13 protein-coding genes are annotated in these 20,111 nt (G+C 72.3%); 9 read left to right on the plus strand and 4 right to left on the minus strand.

From position 1 onward, the window contains the following. Positions 1–5: 5 nt before the first annotated feature. Positions 6–2,783: a lysylphosphatidylglycerol synthase domain-containing protein gene (locus ACIBN2_RS15940; protein WP_399134951.1), complete on the minus strand. Its 2,778-nt coding sequence runs from the start codon at positions 2,781–2,783 to the stop codon at positions 6–8. 186 nt (positions 2,784–2,969) lie between these two features. Here ACIBN2_RS15940 and ACIBN2_RS15945 point away from each other — a divergent pair, with 186 nt between their 5' ends. The 5 genes from ACIBN2_RS15945 (at position 2,970) to nudC (ending at position 13,204) form a co-directional block, all read left to right on the plus strand. Further along, positions 2,970–3,356, plus strand: coding sequence for an MGMT family protein (locus ACIBN2_RS15945; protein WP_399134952.1), 387 nt, complete (start codon positions 2,970–2,972; stop codon positions 3,354–3,356). A 257-nt stretch (positions 3,357–3,613) separates the two neighbouring features. Further along, positions 3,614–7,003 (plus strand): ATP-dependent helicase, encoded by a 3,390-nt coding sequence (locus tag ACIBN2_RS15950; RefSeq protein WP_399134953.1) that lies wholly within the window; start codon positions 3,614–3,616, stop codon positions 7,001–7,003. 100 nt (positions 7,004–7,103) lie between these two features. Beyond that, the gene (locus tag ACIBN2_RS15955; protein ID WP_399134955.1) at positions 7,104–10,664 is read left to right on the plus strand and encodes an ATP-dependent helicase; all 3,561 of its coding nucleotides are present in this window, start codon (positions 7,104–7,106) and stop codon (positions 10,662–10,664) included. Between the two features lie 10 nt (positions 10,665–10,674). Next, on the plus strand, positions 10,675–12,087 hold the full coding sequence (locus tag ACIBN2_RS15960; RefSeq protein ID WP_399134956.1) for a dipeptidase: 1,413 nt from the start codon (positions 10,675–10,677) through the stop codon (positions 12,085–12,087). Positions 12,088–12,259: 172 nt separating this feature from the next. Continuing rightward, positions 12,260–13,204 carry an NAD(+) diphosphatase gene (nudC, locus tag ACIBN2_RS15965; protein WP_399134957.1) on the plus strand — a complete coding sequence of 315 codons (945 nt, stop codon included), beginning with the start codon at positions 12,260–12,262 and terminating at the stop codon, positions 13,202–13,204. 97 nt (positions 13,205–13,301) lie between these two features. On the opposite strand, the gene ACIBN2_RS15970 is transcribed toward nudC, so the two are convergent. Beyond that, positions 13,302–13,544, minus strand: coding sequence for a mycoredoxin (locus ACIBN2_RS15970; protein WP_393865946.1), 243 nt, complete (start codon positions 13,542–13,544; stop codon positions 13,302–13,304). A 184-nt stretch (positions 13,545–13,728) separates the two neighbouring features. Between ACIBN2_RS15970 and ACIBN2_RS15975 the strand changes: the two genes are divergently transcribed. The 4 genes from ACIBN2_RS15975 (at position 13,729) to ACIBN2_RS15990 (ending at position 17,279) form a co-directional block, all read left to right on the plus strand. After that, positions 13,729–15,924, plus strand: coding sequence for an ATP-dependent DNA helicase UvrD2 (locus tag ACIBN2_RS15975; RefSeq protein ID WP_399134958.1), 2,196 nt, complete (start codon positions 13,729–13,731; stop codon positions 15,922–15,924). A gap of 165 nt (positions 15,925–16,089) precedes the next feature. After that, positions 16,090–16,413, plus strand: coding sequence for a hypothetical protein (locus ACIBN2_RS15980; RefSeq protein WP_399134959.1), 324 nt, complete (start codon positions 16,090–16,092; stop codon positions 16,411–16,413). A 177-nt stretch (positions 16,414–16,590) separates the two neighbouring features. Beyond that, entirely contained in the window at positions 16,591–16,959 is a 369-nt protein-coding gene (locus ACIBN2_RS15985) for a WhiB family transcriptional regulator (protein ID WP_399134960.1), read from the plus strand. Beyond that, on the plus strand, positions 16,956–17,279 hold the full coding sequence (locus ACIBN2_RS15990) for a hypothetical protein (protein WP_399134961.1): 324 nt from the start codon (positions 16,956–16,958) through the stop codon (positions 17,277–17,279). The genes ACIBN2_RS15985 and ACIBN2_RS15990 overlap by 4 nt, the downstream gene beginning before the upstream one ends. A 110-nt stretch (positions 17,280–17,389) precedes the next feature. Here ACIBN2_RS15990 and ACIBN2_RS15995 read toward each other — a convergent pair whose 3' ends face one another. Then, positions 17,390–18,757, minus strand: coding sequence for an ABC1 kinase family protein (locus ACIBN2_RS15995; protein WP_399134962.1), 1,368 nt, complete (start codon positions 18,755–18,757; stop codon positions 17,390–17,392). Next, entirely contained in the window at positions 18,750–19,952 is a 1,203-nt protein-coding gene (locus tag ACIBN2_RS16000) for a TOMM precursor leader peptide-binding protein (RefSeq protein ID WP_399134963.1), read from the minus strand. Before ACIBN2_RS16000 ends, ACIBN2_RS15995 begins: the two co-directional genes overlap by 8 nt. Positions 19,953–20,111 lie beyond the last annotated feature (159 nt).

Genomic DNA, 20,111 nt, shown 5'->3' on the forward strand with positions numbered 1-20,111 from the left:
TCGTACTAGAGCGAGCCCTTGCGCGTGAGGTGGTTGAAGGCCAGCCAGCCCGGCAGCACCGGCAGCCACAGGGTCAGCAGCCGGAACAGCAGGACGGCCGGGGCCGCGACCTCCTTGGGCAGGCCCACGGCGATCAGCCCGACCGTCAGGGTCGCCTCCACCGCGCCCACGCCGCCCGGGGTCGGGGCCGCGGACCCGAGCGCGTTGCCGGCGAGGAACACGACGGCGACGCTGGCGATGCTGAGCGAGGCCCCCTGGGTACCGAAGGCGCGGATCGAGGCGTCCAGACACATCACGAAGCAGGCGGTCAGCAGCAGGGTGCCGCCGATGCCGCTGACGAGCTTCTGCGGCCGCTGCAGCACGTCCAGCATGCGCGGTACGACACCGGCGAAGAGCGATCGCACGCGCGTGGCGACGAATTTCCGCAGGAACGGCACCGAGGTGACCACCAGGACGAGCACCGCCACGGTCAGCAGGCCCGCGATGACCGTCCGGGACGGCGACAGCGACGGCGTCTTCTCGGTACCGGTCAGATAGCCGAACGACAGCAGCATCACGATGTGGCAGCCGAGGCCGAAGAGCTGGGAGCCGCCGACACTCGCCACCGCGAGACCCGGACGCACCCCCGAGCGCTGCAGGAAGCGGGTGTTGAGGGCCACGCCGCCCACCGCGGCGGGGGCGACGATCTTGACGAACGAACCGGCGACCTGCGCGGCCACGGCCCGCGGGAACGGCACGCGCTCGGGCACGAACCCCAGCAGCGCCATCGCGGCCGCGAAGTAGCTGCACGCCGAGAACGCCACGGCCGCCAGGACCCAGCCCCACTGCGCGTTCGCGACCAGGGGACCGAACTCGATGTGGGTGAGCTGCGTCAGCAGGAAGTAGGCACCGATGGCGCCGGCGATGAAACTGATCAGGGTGCGCGGCCGCACCCGCTCCAGACGGGCGGGCTCGACCGGTGCCTGCGGCCTGATCAGCAGCACCTGGTTGCGGATCTGGGCGAGCAGATCCTCCTCGCGCGCCTCGTCCAGCGCCTCGTCGAGAGCCCGCTTCTCCGCCCGCTGCTCCGCGCGTACGGCCTTCTTGTCGGGCTTCTCGGCCACGACGGCCTCGCCGTCCTCCGAGGCCTCCTCCAGCCGGGCCTGCTTGAGCTGCCGGGAAGCCTCCAGGACCGCGTCGCGCTCGCGCTGGGCCCGCTCGCGGGCCAGTCTGCGCAGGGTCGCGCGCGAGGTGCGGCTGAGCGCGATGGGCTGGAGCATCGGCAGACAGTCGGCCACGGCGTCCGGGCCGAGCACGCCCACTGCCGACGCCACCGCGCGCTCGGCGCCCACCCGCAGTCCCAGCGTCACCAGGAGCTGCGAGATGTCCATGCGCAGCAGCAGGTCGCCGGCCGCGATCTCGCCGACGCGCAGATCGGTGATGATCACCGTGCCGGAACGATCCACCAGAATCGCGTCGCCCACCAGCCGCCGGTGCGCGATGCGGCGCGACTGCAGGGCCCGCACCTGATGCCAGGTGTCGTGCAGCAACTCGTCGGTGATCTCGTCGTCGGGCAGGTTGTCCAGGGTGCGCCCGCCGGTGTGCTCGTAGACGAGCATCACGGCGTCGGGGCCGAGCTCCGAGGTCGCGATCAGCTTGGGCGCGTTGGCGCCGGCCGCGATCGCCGCGTACGCGAGCAGGGCCTCCTGCTCGAGCGCCTGGCGCAGCGACTGGAGGCTGCTGCGGGTGGCGAAGCCGCGCAGCGTCAGATTGCGCCACGCGCGGTAGAAGAAGCCCTGCGCCTGCTGCTCGCGGTCGACCACCGTCACGTCCAGCGGCGGGCCGTCCTCCAGGGTGACGAAGTAGCGCCGGCCGCGGTCGCCGGTCTCCGGCGTCTCCGGCACTTCCTCGCGCGAGGCGGTCACCGGGCGGAAGCCGACGTGCCGCAGGCCCGCCATCAGGGTGCGTCCCGTGGGACGGACGTTGGGCGAGCCGACCGCGTAGAGCGTCCCGTAGGCCACGGTCCAGCCGATCAGGATCGTCAGGATGATCGAGAACGGTGTCGTGTAGCCCGTGACGAGCATCGAGAACGCGTCGAGAAGCAGCACGATCCACAGCACGGCGCGCCAGCGCGGCCGCCGGGACATGCCGACCGCCGTCATGTACGCGATGACCGGCGCGAGATAGCCGTGCACCGGGTCGGTGAGGGCGTGGATGTCGCCGGGGGAGGGCTGGGTGAGCGCCTCCTGGATCGAGCCGGGGGCGGCCTTGGCGACCCACAGGTCCGTGGCGAGTGTCACTCCGTGGGCGAGGACCGCCGCGAGCACGCCGTCGGCGATGCGCAGCCCGTCGCGCTTGATCAGCCGCTCGATCGCGAAGGCGACCGGCACGAGCAGGATCGCGATGCTGGAGGCCAGGCCCGCGATCTTGATGAGCAGGTCGGGCGCCTGGCCGGTGCCCTTGTTGATGTCCTGTTCGAGACCCGAGGTGGTGCCGTGCGCGAACGCGGCGATCGCGAGCAGCACGGCGACGGCCAGCACGCCCACCAGCAGGCGCATCAGGTCCGACGGGCGGTGCACGCGCGCGGGGAGCAGCGGTTCGTCGCCCTCGACCTCGTCGATGTGCACTTCGTCGAGGAAGTCGTCCTTGCTCTTGTTCGGGTCCTTCGGCGCGGTGCCCTTGTCTCCCTTGTCTCCCGAAGCGGCTGTCCTGCCTCCGGATCCGGAGGCGGTGCCGCTGTCCGGGCGCGACGAAGCGTCAGAGGTGCTCTCCGCGTCCTCTGGGTGCGCACCCTGCTGCTTCATCGTCTCTTCTTGATCTCGTATCACCAGTCACCGCCCGCATGATGGTGGCATGCCCCACCGACACGCGGGGGTGTCAGGGTGCACATGCGGGGGCGCACAGTCTGCCGGAAGCGCCGCCCCGGGGCGAGACGTACGCACAGTCGCGACGACGTCACGCTGTCGGTGGCATGGGGCAGGATGAGCCGGATGAGTGAGGAGAGCCTTCCGTACGACGCCCGCCCGGAGCCCCCGGACGCGCTCCCGGAGTACGCCGAGCGCGTCCTGGAGGTCGCCGAACTGATCCCGCCCGGACGTGTCATGACATATGGCGACGTTGCCGAATGGCTGGAGGAGGGCGGCCCGCGCCAGGTCGGCCGTGTGATGGCCCTCTACGGCGGAGCCGTTCCCTGGTGGCGCGTCGTGCGCGCGGACGGGGTGCTGCTGCCGGGCCACGAACTGCGGGCCCTCGACCACTACCGCACCGAGGGCACACCCCTGAAGGAGGCCGGCAGGGCCGCCGAGGGCCACCTCCCGCGCCTCGACATGAGGCGCGCGCGGTGGGACGGCGGCGGACGCGCGGAGGGTCACACCTGACAGCTTCCGCCATACGGCGGGCCCGCGTGTGACCCGTGATCCGTACGGGGGAACCAGGGCACGTTTGTGGCATGCCGTACGTTCGTGGGTCGAGGGGCCCGTGGGCCGCGAGTGCCGACAGGGAAGAAGAGGAAGCCCTGCTTCCGCACCATCCGTCGGCGTAGCGTCGCCTGCACCAGTCCCCCTCACCCCCCGACCACCGTCCTGCACGCACGGTGGTCCGACAACCAGCACAACCACCAGGACCGGCGAACCACGTGAGCTCCTCTTCCTCCACCAGGCGCCTACCGCACGCACAGGTGCGGCAGGGGAACAGTGGCGCTTACCGGCTGGTGCGTACCCCGCAGATCCGGCCGGATCCCCCTCGTCTTGACGCGTCACAGCGCTCGGTGGTTGACCACGGTGCCGGCCCGCTCCTCGTTCTCGCAGGTCCGGGCACCGGCAAGACCACCACGCTCGTCGAGGCCGTGGCATCGCGTATCGCCCGTGGCGGGGACCCCGAGCGCATGCTGGTGCTGACGTTCAGCCGCAAGGCGGCCGTCGAACTGCGCGACCGCATGGCCCTGCGCATAGGGGCGGCGCGTGCGCCCCAGGCGACCACCTTCCACTCGTACTGCTACGCCCTGGTCCGCTCCCACCAGGACAGCGACCTGTTCGTCGAGCCGCTGCGGCTGCTGTCCGGCGCCGAGCAGGACGTGACGGTCCGCGAGCTGCTCACCGGCCAGACCGACCTGGAGCGGCTCGGCCTCGCGCACGTGCGCTGGCCCGACGACCTACGCGCCTGCCTGACCACCCGCGGCTTCGCCGACGAGGTCCGCGCGGTGCTCGCCCGCAGCCGTGAACTGGGCCTGGACCCGGGGGCACTGGACGCCTTCGCCCGCCGCATCGGCCGCCCCGACTGGCGTGCCGCGGCCGCATTCCTCGCCGAGTACCTCGACGTGCTCGACCTCCAGGGCGTGCTCGACTACGCGGAACTGGTCCACCGCGCCGTCCTCCTCGCCCGCCGCCCCGAGGTCGCGGAACAGCTCGCCGCGCGGTACGACGCGGTCTTCGTGGACGAGTACCAGGACACGGACCCCGCCCAGGTACGGCTGCTGCACGCGCTCGCCGGCGACGGCCGCACCCTCGTCGCCTTCGGCGACCCCGACCAGTCGATCTACGCGTTCCGCGGAGCGGACGTGGGCGGCATCCTGGAGTTCCCGGGCGCCTTCCCGCGCGCGGACGGCCGCACGGCCCCCGTCGAGGTCCTGCGCACCTCGCGCCGCTCCGGCGCCGCGCTGCTCGCCGCGACCCGGCTGCTCACCCGGCGCATGCCGCTGACCCGCCTGCCGGCCGAGAAGGTACGCGCGCACCGCGAGCTCGCCCCGGTACGGGACGGCGGCCGCGTCGAGGTGTACACGTACCCCACGCCTGGCACGGAGCTGGACAACATCGCCGACATCCTGCGCCGGGCACATCTGGAGGACGGCGTCCCGTGGCGCGAGATGGCCGTCCTGGTGCGCGCCGGATCCCGCACCATCCCGACGGTCCGCCGCGCACTCACCGCGGCCGGCGTCCCCCTCGACATAGACGGCGACGACCTGCCGCTGCGGCATGAGCCGGCGGTGGCGCCACTGCTGACGGCGCTACGGGCGGTGGCCGCGGCGGCGGCGACTTCCGAGGCGGGGCCGTCCGAGCCGGTGTCTTCCGAGCTCGTGTCTTCCGAGGCGGCGCCCTCCGAGGGCGAGGGGGAGCCAGATGCGGGAGAAGCCCCGCCCGCGGACCGGACCGTGTCGTGGCTCGGCACCGAAACGGCCCTCACCCTGCTCGCCTCGCCCCTCGCCGGCATGGACGCCGCCGACCTGCGCCGCCTCGGACGGGCCCTGCGCGACGAGGAGCGGGCCGCGGGCAACCCCCTGCCGCCGCCCTCGGACGAGCTCCTCGCGCGGGCGCTGGCCGAACCGGAGCGCCTCGCCGTCCACGACCCCACGTACGCGCGTGGCGCCCAGCGGCTCGGCGCGCTGCTGCGCAGGGCCCGCGAGCGCCTCGCCCACGGAGGCACGGCCGAAGAGGCGCTGTGGGACCTGTGGGAGGGCACGCCGTGGCCGGTCCGCCTGGAGCGGTCCGCGCGTCGCGGCGGTGCGGCAGGACGCAATGCCGACCGCGATCTGGACGCGGTGTGCGCGCTGTTCGCGACCGCCGCGCGCGCGGAGGAGCGCACCGGCGGCCGGGGTGCCCTCAACTTCCTGGAGGAGATCGAGGCCGAGGACATCGCCGCCGACACCCTCACGCGGCGTGCCGTACGTCCCGACGCCGTACGCCTGATGACCGCGCACCGCTCCAAGGGCCTGGAGTGGCGGCTGGTCGTCGTCGCCGGTGTCCAGGAGGGCCTGTGGCCCGACTTGCGCCGCCGCGGCTCGCTCCTGGAGGCCGACCGCATCGGCCGCGACGGACTCGCCGAACCGCTCACCCCCGGCGCGCTGCTGGCGGAGGAGCGCCGTCTGTTCTACGTGGCCGCCACGCGCGCGCGTGAACGGCTCGTCGTCACCGCCGTGAAGGCCCCCGCCGACGACGGCGACCAGCCCTCCCGCTTCCTCACCGAACTCGGCGTCGAACCCAGGGACGTCACCGGCCGCCCGCGCCGTCCCCTGTCCGTCGCCGCGCTCGTGGCCGAACTGCGCGCCACGACGGTCGACCCGCGCGTCTCGGACACCCTCAGGGAGGCCGCCGCCCACCGGCTGGCCCGGCTCGCCGCGCTCGCCGACGAGGACGGCCGCCCACTGGTGCCGTCGGCCCATCCCTACCGCTGGTGGGGCATGTTCGAGCCGACCGAGAGCAAAGTGCCGCTGCGCGACCGCGACCAGCCCGTCGTGCTCTCCGGAAGCGCCCTCGACCAGCTCGCCAACACCTGTGCCCTGCAGTGGTTCCTGGGCCGCGAGGTGAAGGCCGACGCACCCGCGACGACCGCCCAGGGCTTCGGCAACGTGGTGCACGTCCTCGCCGACGAGGTCGCCTCCGGACACACCCCGGCCGACCTCGCCGTCCTCATGGAACGCCTGGATTCCGTGTGGAACGCGCTCGCCTTCGACGCGCCCTGGAAGTCGGCGCAGGAGAAGGAGAACGCGCGCGTGGCTCTCGAACGCTTCCTGCAGTGGCACGTCATGGACCGCACCGGCCGCACCCCGGTGGCCAGCGAGCACGGCTTCGACGTCACCCTCGGGGCGGGCGACTACGAGGTCCGCATCCGCGGCTCCATGGACCGCGTCGAGGCCGACGGCGAGGGCCGCGCCTACGTCGTCGACTTCAAGACCGGCAAACAGTCGCCCACCGCGCGCGAGGTGGAACGCCATCCCCAGCTCGCCGTCTACCAGCTCGCCGTCCGTGAGGGCGCCGTCGACGACGCCTTCGACGGAGCGCGCCCCGAGCCCGGAGGTGCCGAACTGGTGCAGCTGCGCCAGGGCGCCGCCCAGCGCGACGGCGGCGAGACCCTGCCCAAGGTGCAGGCGCAGGAACCGCTGGAGGGGGAGTGGGTCGGCGAACTGCTCGCCACCGCCGCCGGCAAGGTCCTCGACGAACGCTTCACGCCGACCGCCGGACAGCACTGCGCGCACTGCGCGTTCCAGGCGTCCTGCAGCGCCCGGCCCGAGGGGCGGCACGTGGTCGAGTGACGCGGGTGATCCATCACACCACGCATGCTGACCTGCGCTTCTCTTCGATCCGGGGCCGATCGGGACTTCACTGTCAGTGGCCGCCGCTAGCCTCTCTGACGTGCCACCGCGTATCACCGATCCCGATCAGCTCAAGGAGCTCCTCGGGATCCCGTTCACCCCCGAGCAGACGGCCTGCATCATCGCGCCGCCCGCTCCGCAGGTGATCGTGGCCGGTGCCGGGTCGGGCAAGACGACGGTGATGGCGGCGCGCGTGGTGTGGCTGGTCGGCACCGGCCAGGTCGCCCCGGAACAGGTCCTCGGCCTCACCTTCACCAACAAGGCGGCGGGCGAACTCGCCGAGCGCGTCCGCAAGGCGCTGGTCAAGGCGGGCGTCACCGACCCGGACGTCATCGACCCCGACAACCCGCCGGGCGAGCCGGTGATCTCGACGTACCACGCCTTCGCGGGCCGTCTGCTGACCGACCACGGCCTGCGCATCGGCCTCGAGCCGACCTCCCGCCTGCTCGCGGACGCGACCCGCTACCAGCTCGCCGCGCGCGTGCTGCGCGAGGCACCGGGCCCCTACCCGGCGCTCACCCGCTCCTTCGCGGACCTGGTCAGCGACCTGCTCACGCTCGACGCCGAACTCTCCGAACACCTCGTGGGACCGGGCGAGCTGCGTGCGTACGACAGCGAACTGCTGCGTGTCCTGGAGAACGTCAAGCTGGGCAACGACGCCCTGCGGCAGGTCCCCAAGGCGGCCGCCGCCCGCCGCGACCTCGCCGAGCTCGTCGTCCGCTACCGCGCCGCGAAACGCGAACGGGACCTGCTCGACTTCGGCGACCAGATCGCCCTGTCCGCGCAGCTCGCCCGGATTCCCGAGGTCGGCCGCATCCTGCGTGACGAGTTCCGCGTGGTCCTCCTCGACGAGTACCAGGACACGTCGGTGGCCCAACGCATCCTCCTGGCGGGCCTGTTCGGGGGCGGCACGGGCCATCCGGTCACCGCCGTCGGCGACCCCTGCCAGGCCATCTACGGCTGGCGCGGCGCATCCGTCGCGAACCTGGACGACTTCCCGCAGCACTTCGCGCACCCCGACGGCCGGCCCGCCGCCCGGCAGGCGCTCAGCGAGAACCGCCGCAGCGGCGGCCGCCTCCTCGACCTGGCCAACGGCCTCGCGGAGCCGCTGCGCGCCATGCACGCGGGCGTGGAGGCGCTGCGCCCCGCCCCCGGCGCCGAACGCGACGGCACGGTGCGCTGCGCGCTGCTGACCACCCATGCCGAGGAGATCGAGTGGCTCGCCGACTCCGTGGCCCACCTGGTGAACACCGGGAAGGCGCCCGGTGAGATCGCCGTCCTGTGCCGCACGGCCACCGACTTCGCGGAGATCCAGGGCGCGCTCGTCGCCCGGGACGTCCCCGTCGAGGTGGTCGGTCTGTCCGGGCTGCTGCACCTGCCCGAGATCGCCGACCTGGTCGCCGTCTGCGAGGTCCTCCAGGACCCGGGTGCCAACGCCTCCCTGGTCCGCCTGCTGACCGGCCCACGCTGGCGCATCGGCCCGCGCGACCTCGCGCTCCTGGGGCGGCGCGCGCGGCTCCTCGTCGCCCACGCGCGCGTGGAGGACGACGACCGGGACCGCCGGCTCGCCGAGGCCGTCGAGGGGATCGACCCCTCGGAGGTGACCTCGCTCGCGGACGCCCTCGACACCTTCCTGGAGATGCCGCTCGACACCGGGCACGAGGACGACGGGCTGCCCTTCTCGCCGGACGCGCGCGTGCGGTTCGCACGGTTGGCGGCCGAACTGCGTGACCTGCGCCGGTCGTTGTCCGACCCGCTGATGGACGTCCTGCACCGCGTCCTCGCCGTCACCGGTCTCGAGGTGGAGTTGTCGGCGTCCCCGCACGCCCTGGCCGCACGCCGCCGCGAGACCCTCTCCAACTTCCTCGACACAGCAGCATCGTTCGCGGCCGGCGACGGAGAGGCCACCCTGCTCGCCTTCCTGGCCTTCCTGCGCACGGCCGCCCAGTACGAGAAGGGCCTCGACAACGCCCTGCCCGGCGGCGAGAACACCGTGAAGGTCCTCACCGCCCACAAGTCCAAGGGCCTCGAATGGGACGTCGTGGCCGTTCCCGGGCTGGTCACCGGCACTTTCCCCAGCACCCGGGGCCGCGAGCGGTGGACCGCCCAGGGCAAGGTGCTGCCGCACGAGCTGCGCGGCGACGCCGCCACCCTCCCCGACGTCGGCAGCTGGGACTCCCGGGGCCTGAAGGGCTTTCAGGAAGCGATGAAGGAGCACCAGCACACCGAGGAACTGCGCCTCGGCTACGTCACCTTCACCCGCCCCCGCTCCCTGCTCCTCGGCTCCGGCCACTGGTGGGGGCCCACCCAGAAGAAGCCCCGCGGTCCCTCCGACTTCCTCCAGGCCCTGTACGAGCACTGCGAGGCCGGGTACGGCGAGATCGAGGCATGGGCGGACGAGCCGGCCGAGGACGAGGAGAACCCGGCCCTGCACACGGCGAGTGCCGAGCAGGCCTGGCCCCTGCCCCTGGACGAGGCGTCGCTCACCCGGCGCCGGGCGGCGGCCGAGACGGTCCTCGCCCACCTGGAAGACCTGGCCTCGCACGAGGAGGGCCACCCCGCGGCCACGCACGACCCGGCCAACCACGGGGACCCCGACTGGCCGCCGCCCCCGGACGACGACGAACCGCCGTACGGCGACGTACCGCCGGACGACGAGGACCCGTTCGCGGACGAGGACGCCTTCGCGGACTACGACCCCTTCGTGCAGGAGGAGGTCCTCGCGGACGGGAACCCGTCCGACTGGGACGACGGCTGGGCCACCGCCCGCCCGACGGTCCCGCACCAGGCGTCGCCCCCGGAAAGCCCCGGACACCGGGGGAGCGCGCGCCCGCACCAGGCGCGCGGACCCGCCCGCCTCACCCCGGAGGAGGCCCGCACTCTCGCCTCCTGGGACCGCGACCTCGACGCCCTCACCGGTGAGCTCCTGCGCGCGCGGGAGGCCGTCACGGACGTCCCCCTCCCCGCGTCGCTCAGCGCGTCCCAGGTGCTGCGCCTGGCCGCCGACCCCGACGGTTTCGCGCAGGAACTCGCGCGCCCCATGCCGCGCCCTCCGCAACCCGCCGCACGCCGGGGCACCCGGTTCCACGCCTGGGTCGAGGCACGCTTCGAGGAGCTGACCCTGCCCGTGCTGGAACCGGAGGAGCTGCCCGGCACCGAGGCCGAGATCGCCGACGAACGCGACCTGGAGGCGCTCAAGGACGCCTTCGAACGCACCGAGTACGCCCACCGCACGCCCCACCGCGTGGAGGCGTCCTTCCAGCTCGCCATCGCCGGCCGCGTGGTCCGGGGCCGCATCGACGCCGTCTACAAGGAGGGCGACGGCGACCGGGCGACGTACGAGATCGTCGACTGGAAGACCAGCCGGACCCGCTCCGCCGATCCCCTCCAGCTCGCCCTGTACCGGCTCGCCTGGGCCGAGCAGCAGGGCGTTCCCCTGGAGACCGTCAACGCGGCGTTCGTCTACGTACGCACGGGTGAGGTTGTACGACCGGACGACCTGCCGGACCGGTCCGCACTGGAGCGGCTGCTGCTCGAGGACCCGGCCGCGCAAGCAAACTGTGAGGAACCGCCCAACGAGGATGTCCGTGGGGGCCGATAGGCTCGTGACCATGAGCCAGCCCGTTGACAGTGCCGTCAGCGCCGTCCGTACGTACATCGAGCAGCACCGCGTCGCCTTCCTCGACGACCTCGCCGAGTGGCTGCGCATTCCGTCCGTGTCGGCCCAGCCCGATCACGCGCCCGACGTGCGCCGCAGCGCCGACTGGCTCGCCGCCAAACTCCAGGAGACCGGCTTCACGACCGCGGAGGTCTGGGACACTCCGGGCGCCCCCGCCGTCTTCGCCGAGTGGCCCTCCGCCGACCCCGAGGCGCCCACCGTCCTCGTCTACGGCCACCACGACGTGCAGCCCGCCGCCCGCGAGGACGGCTGGGACACCGACCCCTTCGAGCCCGTCGTCCGTGAGAATCGTCTCCACGCGCGCGGCGCCGCCGATGACAAGGGGCAGGTGTTCTTCCACACACTCGGCGTCCGTGCCCACCTCGCCGCCACCGGCCGCAGCGCCCCCGCGGTCAGCCTCAAGCTGCTGATCGAGGGCGAGGAGGAGTCCGGCTCCCCGCATTTCCGCGCCCTGGTCGAGCAGCACGCGGACCGGCTCGCCGCCGACGCCGTGATCGTCTCCGACACCGGCATGTGGTCCGAGGACACCCCCACGGTGTGCACGGGCATGCGCGGCCTCGCCGAGTGCGAGATCCACTTCCACGGCCCGGACCAGGACATCCACTCCGGTTCCTTCGGCGGCGCCGTCCCCAATCCGGCCACCGCCGCGGCCCGCCTCGTCGCCGCCCTGCACGACGAGCACGCACGCGTGGCGGTCCCCGGCTTCTACGACGGCATCGTCGAACTCACCGACGCCGAGCGCGCGCTCTTCGCCGAGCTGCCCTTCGACGAGCGGCAGTGGCTGCGCACCGCCAAGTCGTACGCCGGCCACGGCGAGGCCGGGCACACCATCCTGGAGCGCGTCTGGGCCCGCCCCACGGCCGAGGTGAACGGCATCGGCGGCGGCTACCAGGGCCCGGGCAGCAAGACGATCATCCCGTCCTCGGCGGTGGTGAAGCTCTCCTTCCGGCTGGTCGCCGGCCAGGACCCCGACCACATCGAGAAGGCCGTCCGCGCGTGGGCCGCCGAGCAGGTGCCCGACGGCATCCGGCACGAGATCACCTTCGGCGCGGCCACGCGCCCGTGCCTGACGCCGCTGGACCACCCGGCTCTGCAGTCCGTGGTGCGGGCGATGGGCCGCGCCTTCGGCCAGAAGATCCGCTTCACGCGCGAGGGAGGTTCCGGACCGGCCGCCGACCTCCAGGAAGTCCTCGGTGCGCCCGTGCTCTTCCTGGGCATCTCCGTCCCGTCCGACGGCTGGCACGCCCCGAACGAGAAGGTCGAGCTCGACCTTCTCCTCAAAGGCGTCGAGACCAGCGCGTACCTGTGGGGCGACCTCGCCGAGACCTGGCGCCATGCGCCCTGAGCGCCCCGAGCCGTCCGGAGGGGGATCGAGCGAGGGGCACACTGAAGAAGCCGCCCCCGCACCGCCCGCCCCCGCACCGCCCGGCCCGACCGGGTCGGGTCACCCCGTGACGCACGTCCCGCCGAACCGCCCGCCGAAACAATCCGTTCCACCGGGGGAGTTGGAAGCACCCGTGACCACCAGGACCGACCACATCGCCGACCGCCCCATCTCGCTCACCGCCCCCAGCGGCATCGACCGCGCGGCCCACCACCGGCTCGACGAGGCATGGCTGGCGGCGGCCTGGAGCCACCCCACGACCCGCTGCTTCGTGGTCTCCGGCGGCCAGGTCCTCATCGACGAGACGGCTGACGGCCGCACCGAACTCGTCATGACCCCCTCCTTCGAAGCCCCCCTGACCGAGGCACACCGCTACTTCCTGGGCACCGACGAGGACGGCGTCAGCTACTTCGCGCTCCAGAAGGACGGGCTGCCCGGCCGTATCGATCAGTCCGCGCGCCCCGCGGGCCTGCGCGAGGCCGGTCTGCTGCTGTCGCCGCGCGACGCGGGCCTGATGGTGCACGCGGTCGGCCTGGAGAACTGGCAGCGCACCCACCGTTTCTGCTCCCGCTGCGGCGAGCGCACGGTCATCGCCGCGGCCGGCCACATCCGCCGCTGTCCCGCCTGCGGTGCCGAGCACTACCCGCGCACCGACCCGGCCGTGATCATGGCCGTCACCGACCAGGACGACCGCATCCTGCTCGGCCGCCAGGTGCACTGGCCCGAGGGCCGCTTCTCGACCCTCGCCGGCTTCGTCGAGCCCGGCGAGTCCATCGAGCAGTCGGTGCGCCGCGAGGTCTTCGAGGAGGTGGGCGTCATCGTCGGCGACGTCGAGTACGTCGCCAGTCAGCCCTGGCCCTTCCCGTCCAGCCTCATGCTCGGCTTCATGGCGCACGCCACCTCGATCGACATCACCGTCGACGGCGACGAGATCCACGAGGCCCGCTGGTTCTCCCGGGACGAGCTCGGCGCCGCCTTCGAGGCCGGCGAGGTCCTGCCTCCCTACGGCATCTCCATCGCGGCCCGGCTGATCGAGATGTGGTACGGCAAGCCGCTGCCGACGCGAAGCTTCGTCTGAGCCGGACGAACGAGCCGGACGAACGAGCCGGACGTAACGCGGGAAGGCGGCTCCTGAGTTGCCTCAGGAGCCGCCTTCCGGCGAATGTGCGGAGCGCCTACGCGCCGATCTTCTGCTTGACCTGCGCCAGCGACGGGTTGGTCAGCGTCGATCCGTCCGGGAACAGCACGGTCGGGACCGTCTGGTTTCCGCCATTCGCCTTCTCGACGAAGGCCGCGGAGTCCGGGTCCTGCTCGATGTTGATCTCGTCGTACGTGATGCCCTCGCGGTCCATCTGGCTCTTCAGCCGGCGGCAGTAGCCGCACCACGTGGTGCTGTACATCGTCACAGTGCCCGGCATGTCTCTCGTGCTCCTTGGCGGCTAGGGGATCGGTGCTCGCAGTGGGAGGAACGTACTTGAAAGCGCCACCATTCCCCCGGGCGGTACCCCGCCGGACGTGACGCCTGCCGCATTAGTACGACTGCGGGTGCCTGCCTGTGGACAACCGCCGCACTCGTCTCCGGCGACCTGGCAGCATGGCCGTGTGACAGCAGCAACGCACTCCACGCTCTTCCCGCAGGTACCGGACTCGGCCGACGCGGTGCTCGAAGGGCTCGACCCCGAGCAGCGCGAGGTGGCCACCGCCCTGCGCGGCCCGGTGTGCGTACTGGCGGGCGCCGGCACGGGCAAGACCCGGGCGATCACGCACCGGATCGCCTACGGGGTGCGCGCCGGGATCCTCCAGCCCTCCACCGTGCTGGCCGTCACGTTCACCAACCGCGCGGCCGGCGAGATGCGTGGCCGGCTGCGCCAGCTCGGTGCGTCCGGCGTCCAGGCCCGCACCTTCCACTCGGCCGCCCTGCGCCAGCTCCAGTACTTCTGGCCGAAAGCCGTCGGCGGTTCCATGCCCCGGCTCGTCGACCGCAAGATCCAGCTCGTCGCCGACGCGGCCGCCGCCTGCCGTATCCGCCTCGACCGGGGCGAGCTGCGGGACGTCACGGCCGAGATCGAGTGGTCCAAGGTCACCCAGACCGTCCCCGCCGACTACGCGCCCGCCGCCGCCAAGGCCGGCCGTGAGTCCCCCCGCGACCCGGCCGAGATCGCCCAGCTCTATTCCGTCTACGAGGACCTCAAGCGCGATCGCTCCGTCATCGACTTCGAGGACGTCCTGCTCCTGACCGTCGCCGTCCTCCAGGACCGGCACGACATCGCCGACCAGGTCCGCGCCCAGTACCAGCACTTCGTGGTCGACGAGTACCAGGACGTCAGCCCCCTCCAGCAGCGCCTGCTGGACCTGTGGCTCGGCGAGCGGGACAACCTGTGCGTGGTCGGCGACGCCAGCCAGACCATCTACTCCTTCACCGGAGCAACCCCGGACCATCTGCTCGACTTCCGCACCCGCCATCCCGGTGCCACCGTCGTCAAGCTGGTCCGCGACTACCGCTCCACCCCTCAGGTCGTCCATCTCGCCAACGGCCTTCTCGCCCAGGCCCACGGCCGCGCCGCCGACCACCGCCTGGAGCTGATCTCCCAGCGGGAAGCGGGCCCCGAGCCCGTCTACACCGAGTACACGGACGAGCCCGCGGAGGCCGAGGGCGCCGCGCACCGCATCCGTGAGCTCATGGACGCGGGCGTCCAGGCCGGCGAGATCGCCATCCTCTTCCGTACGAACTCCCAGTCCGAGACCTACGAGCAGGCTCTGGCCGACGCCGGAGTCCCCTACCAGCTGCGCGGCGCCGAGCGGTTCTTCGACCGCCCCGAGGTGCGCAAGGCGGGCGTCGCGCTGCGCGGCGCGGCCCGCTTCGGAGGCAACGACTCCCTCCTCGACGACGCCGTCGACCTCCCCTCCCAGGTGCGCGCCGTGCTGTCCGGCGAGGGCTGGACGTCCGAGCCTCCGGCCGGCTCCGGGGCGGTGCGCGAGCGCTGGGAGTCGCTCGCCGCCCTCGTGAACCTCGCGCACGACTTCGCCGCCGCCACACCGCGTGCCACCCTCGCCGACCTCGTCGCGGAGCTGGACGAGCGGGCGAACGCGCAGCACGCCCCGACCGTGCAGGGCGTCACCCTCGCCTCCCTGCACTCGGCCAAGGGCCTCGAGTGGGACGTCGTCTTCCTGGTCGGTGTCGCCGAGGGCATGATGCCGATCACCTACGCGAAGACCGACGAGCAGATCGAGGAGGAACGCCGCCTCCTCTACGTGGGCGTCACCCGGGCCCGGCAGCGCCTGCACGTCTCCTGGTCGCTGTCCCGCTCGCCCGGTGGCCGCCCCAACCGCAGGCCCAGCCGGTTCCTGGACGGGCTGCGCCCGGGTTCCACCGGCGCCGCCGGCCGCGCCGTCGCGGGTGGCGCGGGAGGAGTGGAGCGCGGCTTCACGAGAGCACCGGCCGCCGTGCCGCGGCGAAGGGAGCGCACCCCGGCGCGCTGCCGGGTGTGCGGGCGCACGCTCACCGACGCGGGCGAGATGAAGCTGATGCGTTGCGAGGACTGCCCCTCCGACATGGACGAGGGGCTCTACGAGCGATTGCGCGAATGGCGCGCGGTCCAGGCGGAGCGCAGCGGGCAGCCTGCCTTCTGCGTCTTCACCGACAAGACACTGATGGCGATCGCCGAGGCCGTCCCCGACGACGAGCGCGAACTGGCGCGGATTCCCGGGGTCGGCATGCGCAAGCTCACCCGTTACGGGCCCGAGGTCCTGGCCCTCTGCGCCGGCCGCGAGCTCGCGGAAGACGACGAACGCGACTGATTCAAACTCGTCGAAAAAATAGTTTGCGCATGCCCCAGCAATCCCCATAGGTTCTTGTCCACGGGGACGGAGGCCTTCTCGGAGGCCCCGATTCCGTGTTCTACTTGCATTTCCGCCGGACTGGTTCATCCCAGTCCCCCGAGACGCCGAGAGGAGGCGATTGAAGTGATCAGCATCAGCAACAGCTCCGTCAGCACCGCCAAACTGACCGATCGCTCGGTCGTCTCCGCGTGCATGCTCGGCGTTTCCCACCAGGGCACCGTTCTGTCCGGCATTCCTGCCGCCGGTCCGGCGTCCGCCCCCGTGTCTCTCGCGGGCCTTCCCGTCCGTGAGCGCAATGAGCGACCGATCAAGGCACTGGAAGCAGTAGCGGCACAGGCACAGGCCTATGCCTTTACGGCGGCCGGTGCCGGAAGCCGGAAGCAGACGACGCAGCACCACCTGATGTGGGCCTTCCGTGGGCCAGATCCCTGGAGTGATCCAGCCTGATCATTGATCAGGCCGGCGCCTTCAGGGCCGCGGAACCCCATCCGGGATCCGCGGCCCTTCTGTTTGTCCCTCACCAGGGGACGACGGAGCGAAGGGGCCCCGGGACAAGAAAAGAACCCGGTACCAGCCGACCACCGGCCCAACAGGGCCGGAACGACCAGACGAGGAAGACCGACCGTGCATCTCGAAGCGCACGCCCCGTCCGTCCCGCCTTCAGACGCGATCCCCAAGCCCGGCCCCACGGAGGACTCCACCTTGATCCCGCTCACCGCGCTCACCGCGCTCGACGACGCCATCGAGAACCTCGGTGTACCCGTCCCGTGCCGCTCGAACGACCCGGAGGTCTTCTTCGCCGAGACGCCGGCCGACGTCGAGTACGCCAAAGCCCTCTGCCGCACCTGCCCGCTGATCGAGGCCTGCCTCGCCGGCGCCAAGGAGCGGCGTGAGCCCTGGGGCGTCTGGGGTGGCGAGCTGTTCGTCCAGGGCGTCGTCGTCGCCCGGAAGCGGCCGCGTGGCCGCCCGCGCAAGAACCCGGTCACGGCATGAACACCGCAGGCACGATCGACCGTCCCCTCACGAACGACCCCAAGAAGCAGGCCCCGATGAAGCCGTCCACCAACGAGCCCACCGGCTCCGCGATCGAAGATTTCACCACCACCGGCGTGACCGGCTCGCGCCAGAACAGGACCCGAGAGATGCAACTCATCCCAGAAGCCCTGGCTCGTGCGCATATGCACGACCGGCTGCATGAGGCCGAGCGGGAACGCCGGGCCGTGAGCCTGGCGGTCGCCCGCCGGATGCAGCGCCGGGCCGAGCGCGCCTCGCGCCGCGCTCGCCGTGCGCTGGCCGCGGCTGTCATGCAGTAATCGACTACACCTGAAGCGGTGGCCTCTCCCCACGGGGGAGGCGAAAGCTCCTCGCGGGGGCCGGTCCGTCCGAACGGACCGGCCCCCGCGGCGTGTTCAGGCGGCGCGGATCACGCCTCCACGGCTTCGCCTTCGTCCTCGTCCTCCTCCACGACGAAGCCCGGCAGCCACTCCTCCAGCTCCTCGCGCAGCCGCACCGTCGCGCCCAGCTGGCACAGCACGCCGATCGTGCTCAGCGTCACCCGGTGGATCAGGAGGTAGGCCGGCGGCAGGTTCAGCTGCTTGCCCAGCTGGTAGGCGGGGGAGCGGACGTCGGCGATACGGGCCGCCTGGCTGCGCATCCAGCCGCGGGTGAACGTGAACTCGTCGGCCCTGGCCGGTTCGATGATCGGCAGCAGGTAGTCGAGGACGGCGCTCGGGTCCAGCTCTATGGACTCCTTGACGAAGCCCTCCGCGCAGAGGAGCTCGTAGACGGCCTCCGCGTCGCCGTCGATCGTCATGCGCAGGGAGTCGCCGATGGGGGTCGGCAGCCCGCCCGGAAGGCGGTCGACCGTGCCGAAGTCCAGGACGCCCAGACGCCAGTCGTCCTCTCCCTCCGGTCCGCCGGGCAGCAGACGGAAGTTGCCCGGGTGGGGGTCGGCGTGCAGCAGTCCGGTCCGGGCCGGACCCGAGAAGAGGAAGAGGGCCAGGAGCTGACCGGCCCGGTCCCGCTGCTCCTGGGTACCGTCCGAGATGATCTCCGACAGCGGGACGCCGTCGATCCATTCGGTGATCAGCACCTGGTCGCACTGGTGGACCACGCCCGGCACCACGACGTCCGGGTCGTCCGCGAACTCCTCGGCGTGGATCTGCTGGGCCTGGGCCTCCAGGCCGTAGTCCAGCTCCTCCGAGACCCGGTCCCTGAGCTCGGCGATCAGGGGCTTGATGTCCATGCCCGGGATGAGCGGACCCAACAGACGGGCGAAACGGCTCAATTGGTTCAAGTCGGACAGGAGGGCCTCGCCGGCTCCCGGGTACTGCACCTTGACCGCCACCTCGCGGCCGTCGTGCCACACCCCGCGGTGCACCTGCCCGATCGAGGCCGCCGCGGCGGGCTTGTCCTCGAACTCGAGGAAGAGCTCGGCCCAGTCCTCGCCGAGCCGCTCACCGAGCACCCGGTGCACGGTGCTGGTCGGCATCGGCGGCGCCGCCTCCTGGAGCCGCGTCAGTGCCGCGCGGTAGGGGCCGGCGATCTCCTCGGGCAGCGCGGACTCGAAGACGGACAGCGCCTGGCCGAACTTCATGGCGCCGCCCTTGAGCTCGCCGAGCACCTTGAACAGCTGCTCCGCCGTGCGCTGTTGCAGCTCGCGGCCGACGATCTCCGCGGACTCGCCGACGATCCGCTTACCGAGTCCCCAGGTCGCCCGCCCGGCGAAGCCGAGCGGGAGCGCGGCGAGCTTGGCGGTCCGGGTGACCGCCTTGCGCGGAAGATCAGACATGCGCCCTCCAAGTCCGTGCCGGCCGCACCGCGTCTGCCTCACGGCACAACTTCTTCGGCGACCGTTGCCTCTCCATTGTCCCGTGTGACTCCTCGTCCTTTGAGGTGTGTTCTCCCTTACCTTTCTCCGCCGCACCGCAGGAGCATGCCGGATGCGCCCGGACCGGCCGTGCGTGCCAGGTCAGACCTGGGAAGGAAACTTCCCAGCGCGCGCCTGCGCTCGTCGGTACCTGGTCGTCCAGGAAGGAGAGCGCGTGTGCCGCCGCGAACCCTGCGACTGCTGTGGCCAGAGTCACATCGCAGGCCCGCGCCGGACGCGGCGGCCCCGAACGCCACTGTGCCACGAGGCGGGGCCAGGCCGGATCCCGGTCGGTGCGCGCCTCGTGCAGACAGCCTGCGCAACCCGTCTCGCCGGGCAGTACGAGGGGGCCGACGACGCCGGTCGCCTCCACGACGCCGGCGTAGAGATGCGGCGTGCCCGAGGCGATGAGCGGTTCCGCGGTGGACGGTGCGGGTGCGTGCACGGCGACATCGTCCCGCGGGGCCAGGATCACCAGGGAGAACCCCGGCTCGCCGTCCGCGAGCGGAGTCCCGCGGTGGCGACGCGGCCGGCGGTACGGAGCGGACCGGCGTACGGCCTGCCGGGCGGCCTCGTCCCTGCGATCGCCGACGGATCCGGCCGGCAGTCCGCCGGGTGTCACGTCCTCCGCCTCGACCCGGCCGACGTCCCGCACGTCGACCTCCCCGATTCCGGCGGCCGCCAGCAGCGAGGCCAGCGTGGTGCCCACCCGGCCCGCGCCCCGCACCTGCACGCGCAGTGAGCGGCGCGCGGCCAGCCGCCGCATCGACTCGCCGGGTCCGGTGGTGACCAGTGACAGCGAGGCGAGGTCCGGACGCAGCCGGGCCATGGCCTCCTCCTTGCCGCGCAGCTCGTCCGCGTCCGGTCCGCCGCCCCTGGCGTCGTCCAGGAGGCCCGCCCGGGCCAGCCGCCGCACCAGTGCGTCGACATGGCCGTCGGGCAGATCCATCCGGCGCCCCTCCTCGCGCAGGAGGGGCAGCCCGCGGGTGCCGTTGAGCAGGTCGAGAAAGCTGCCCGTCGCCGTGTCCATCGGGCCGAGCGTGAGCGCATGCGCCGGTGCCATCCCGAACTGCACAGTGTTGAGGTCGCGCCAGCCCCGCCGGAGCGCGGGCTTCATCGCCGGAGCAACCGGAGCAATCGGAACCTCTGCGTCCATCACATCCATGACAGGCCCCCGTAAGCCTTCGTAGAACATTCCCGTCCGTGGAGCCCGGTCGTGGCTTCCCCGGCGAGAACCAGCATGCCCAAACCGGGTGACAGCCGTCGAAAGTTGTCC

The organism is Streptomyces sp. NPDC050534, from assembly GCF_044457745.1.
GTDB lineage: Bacteria > Actinomycetota > Actinomycetes > Streptomycetales > Streptomycetaceae > Streptomyces.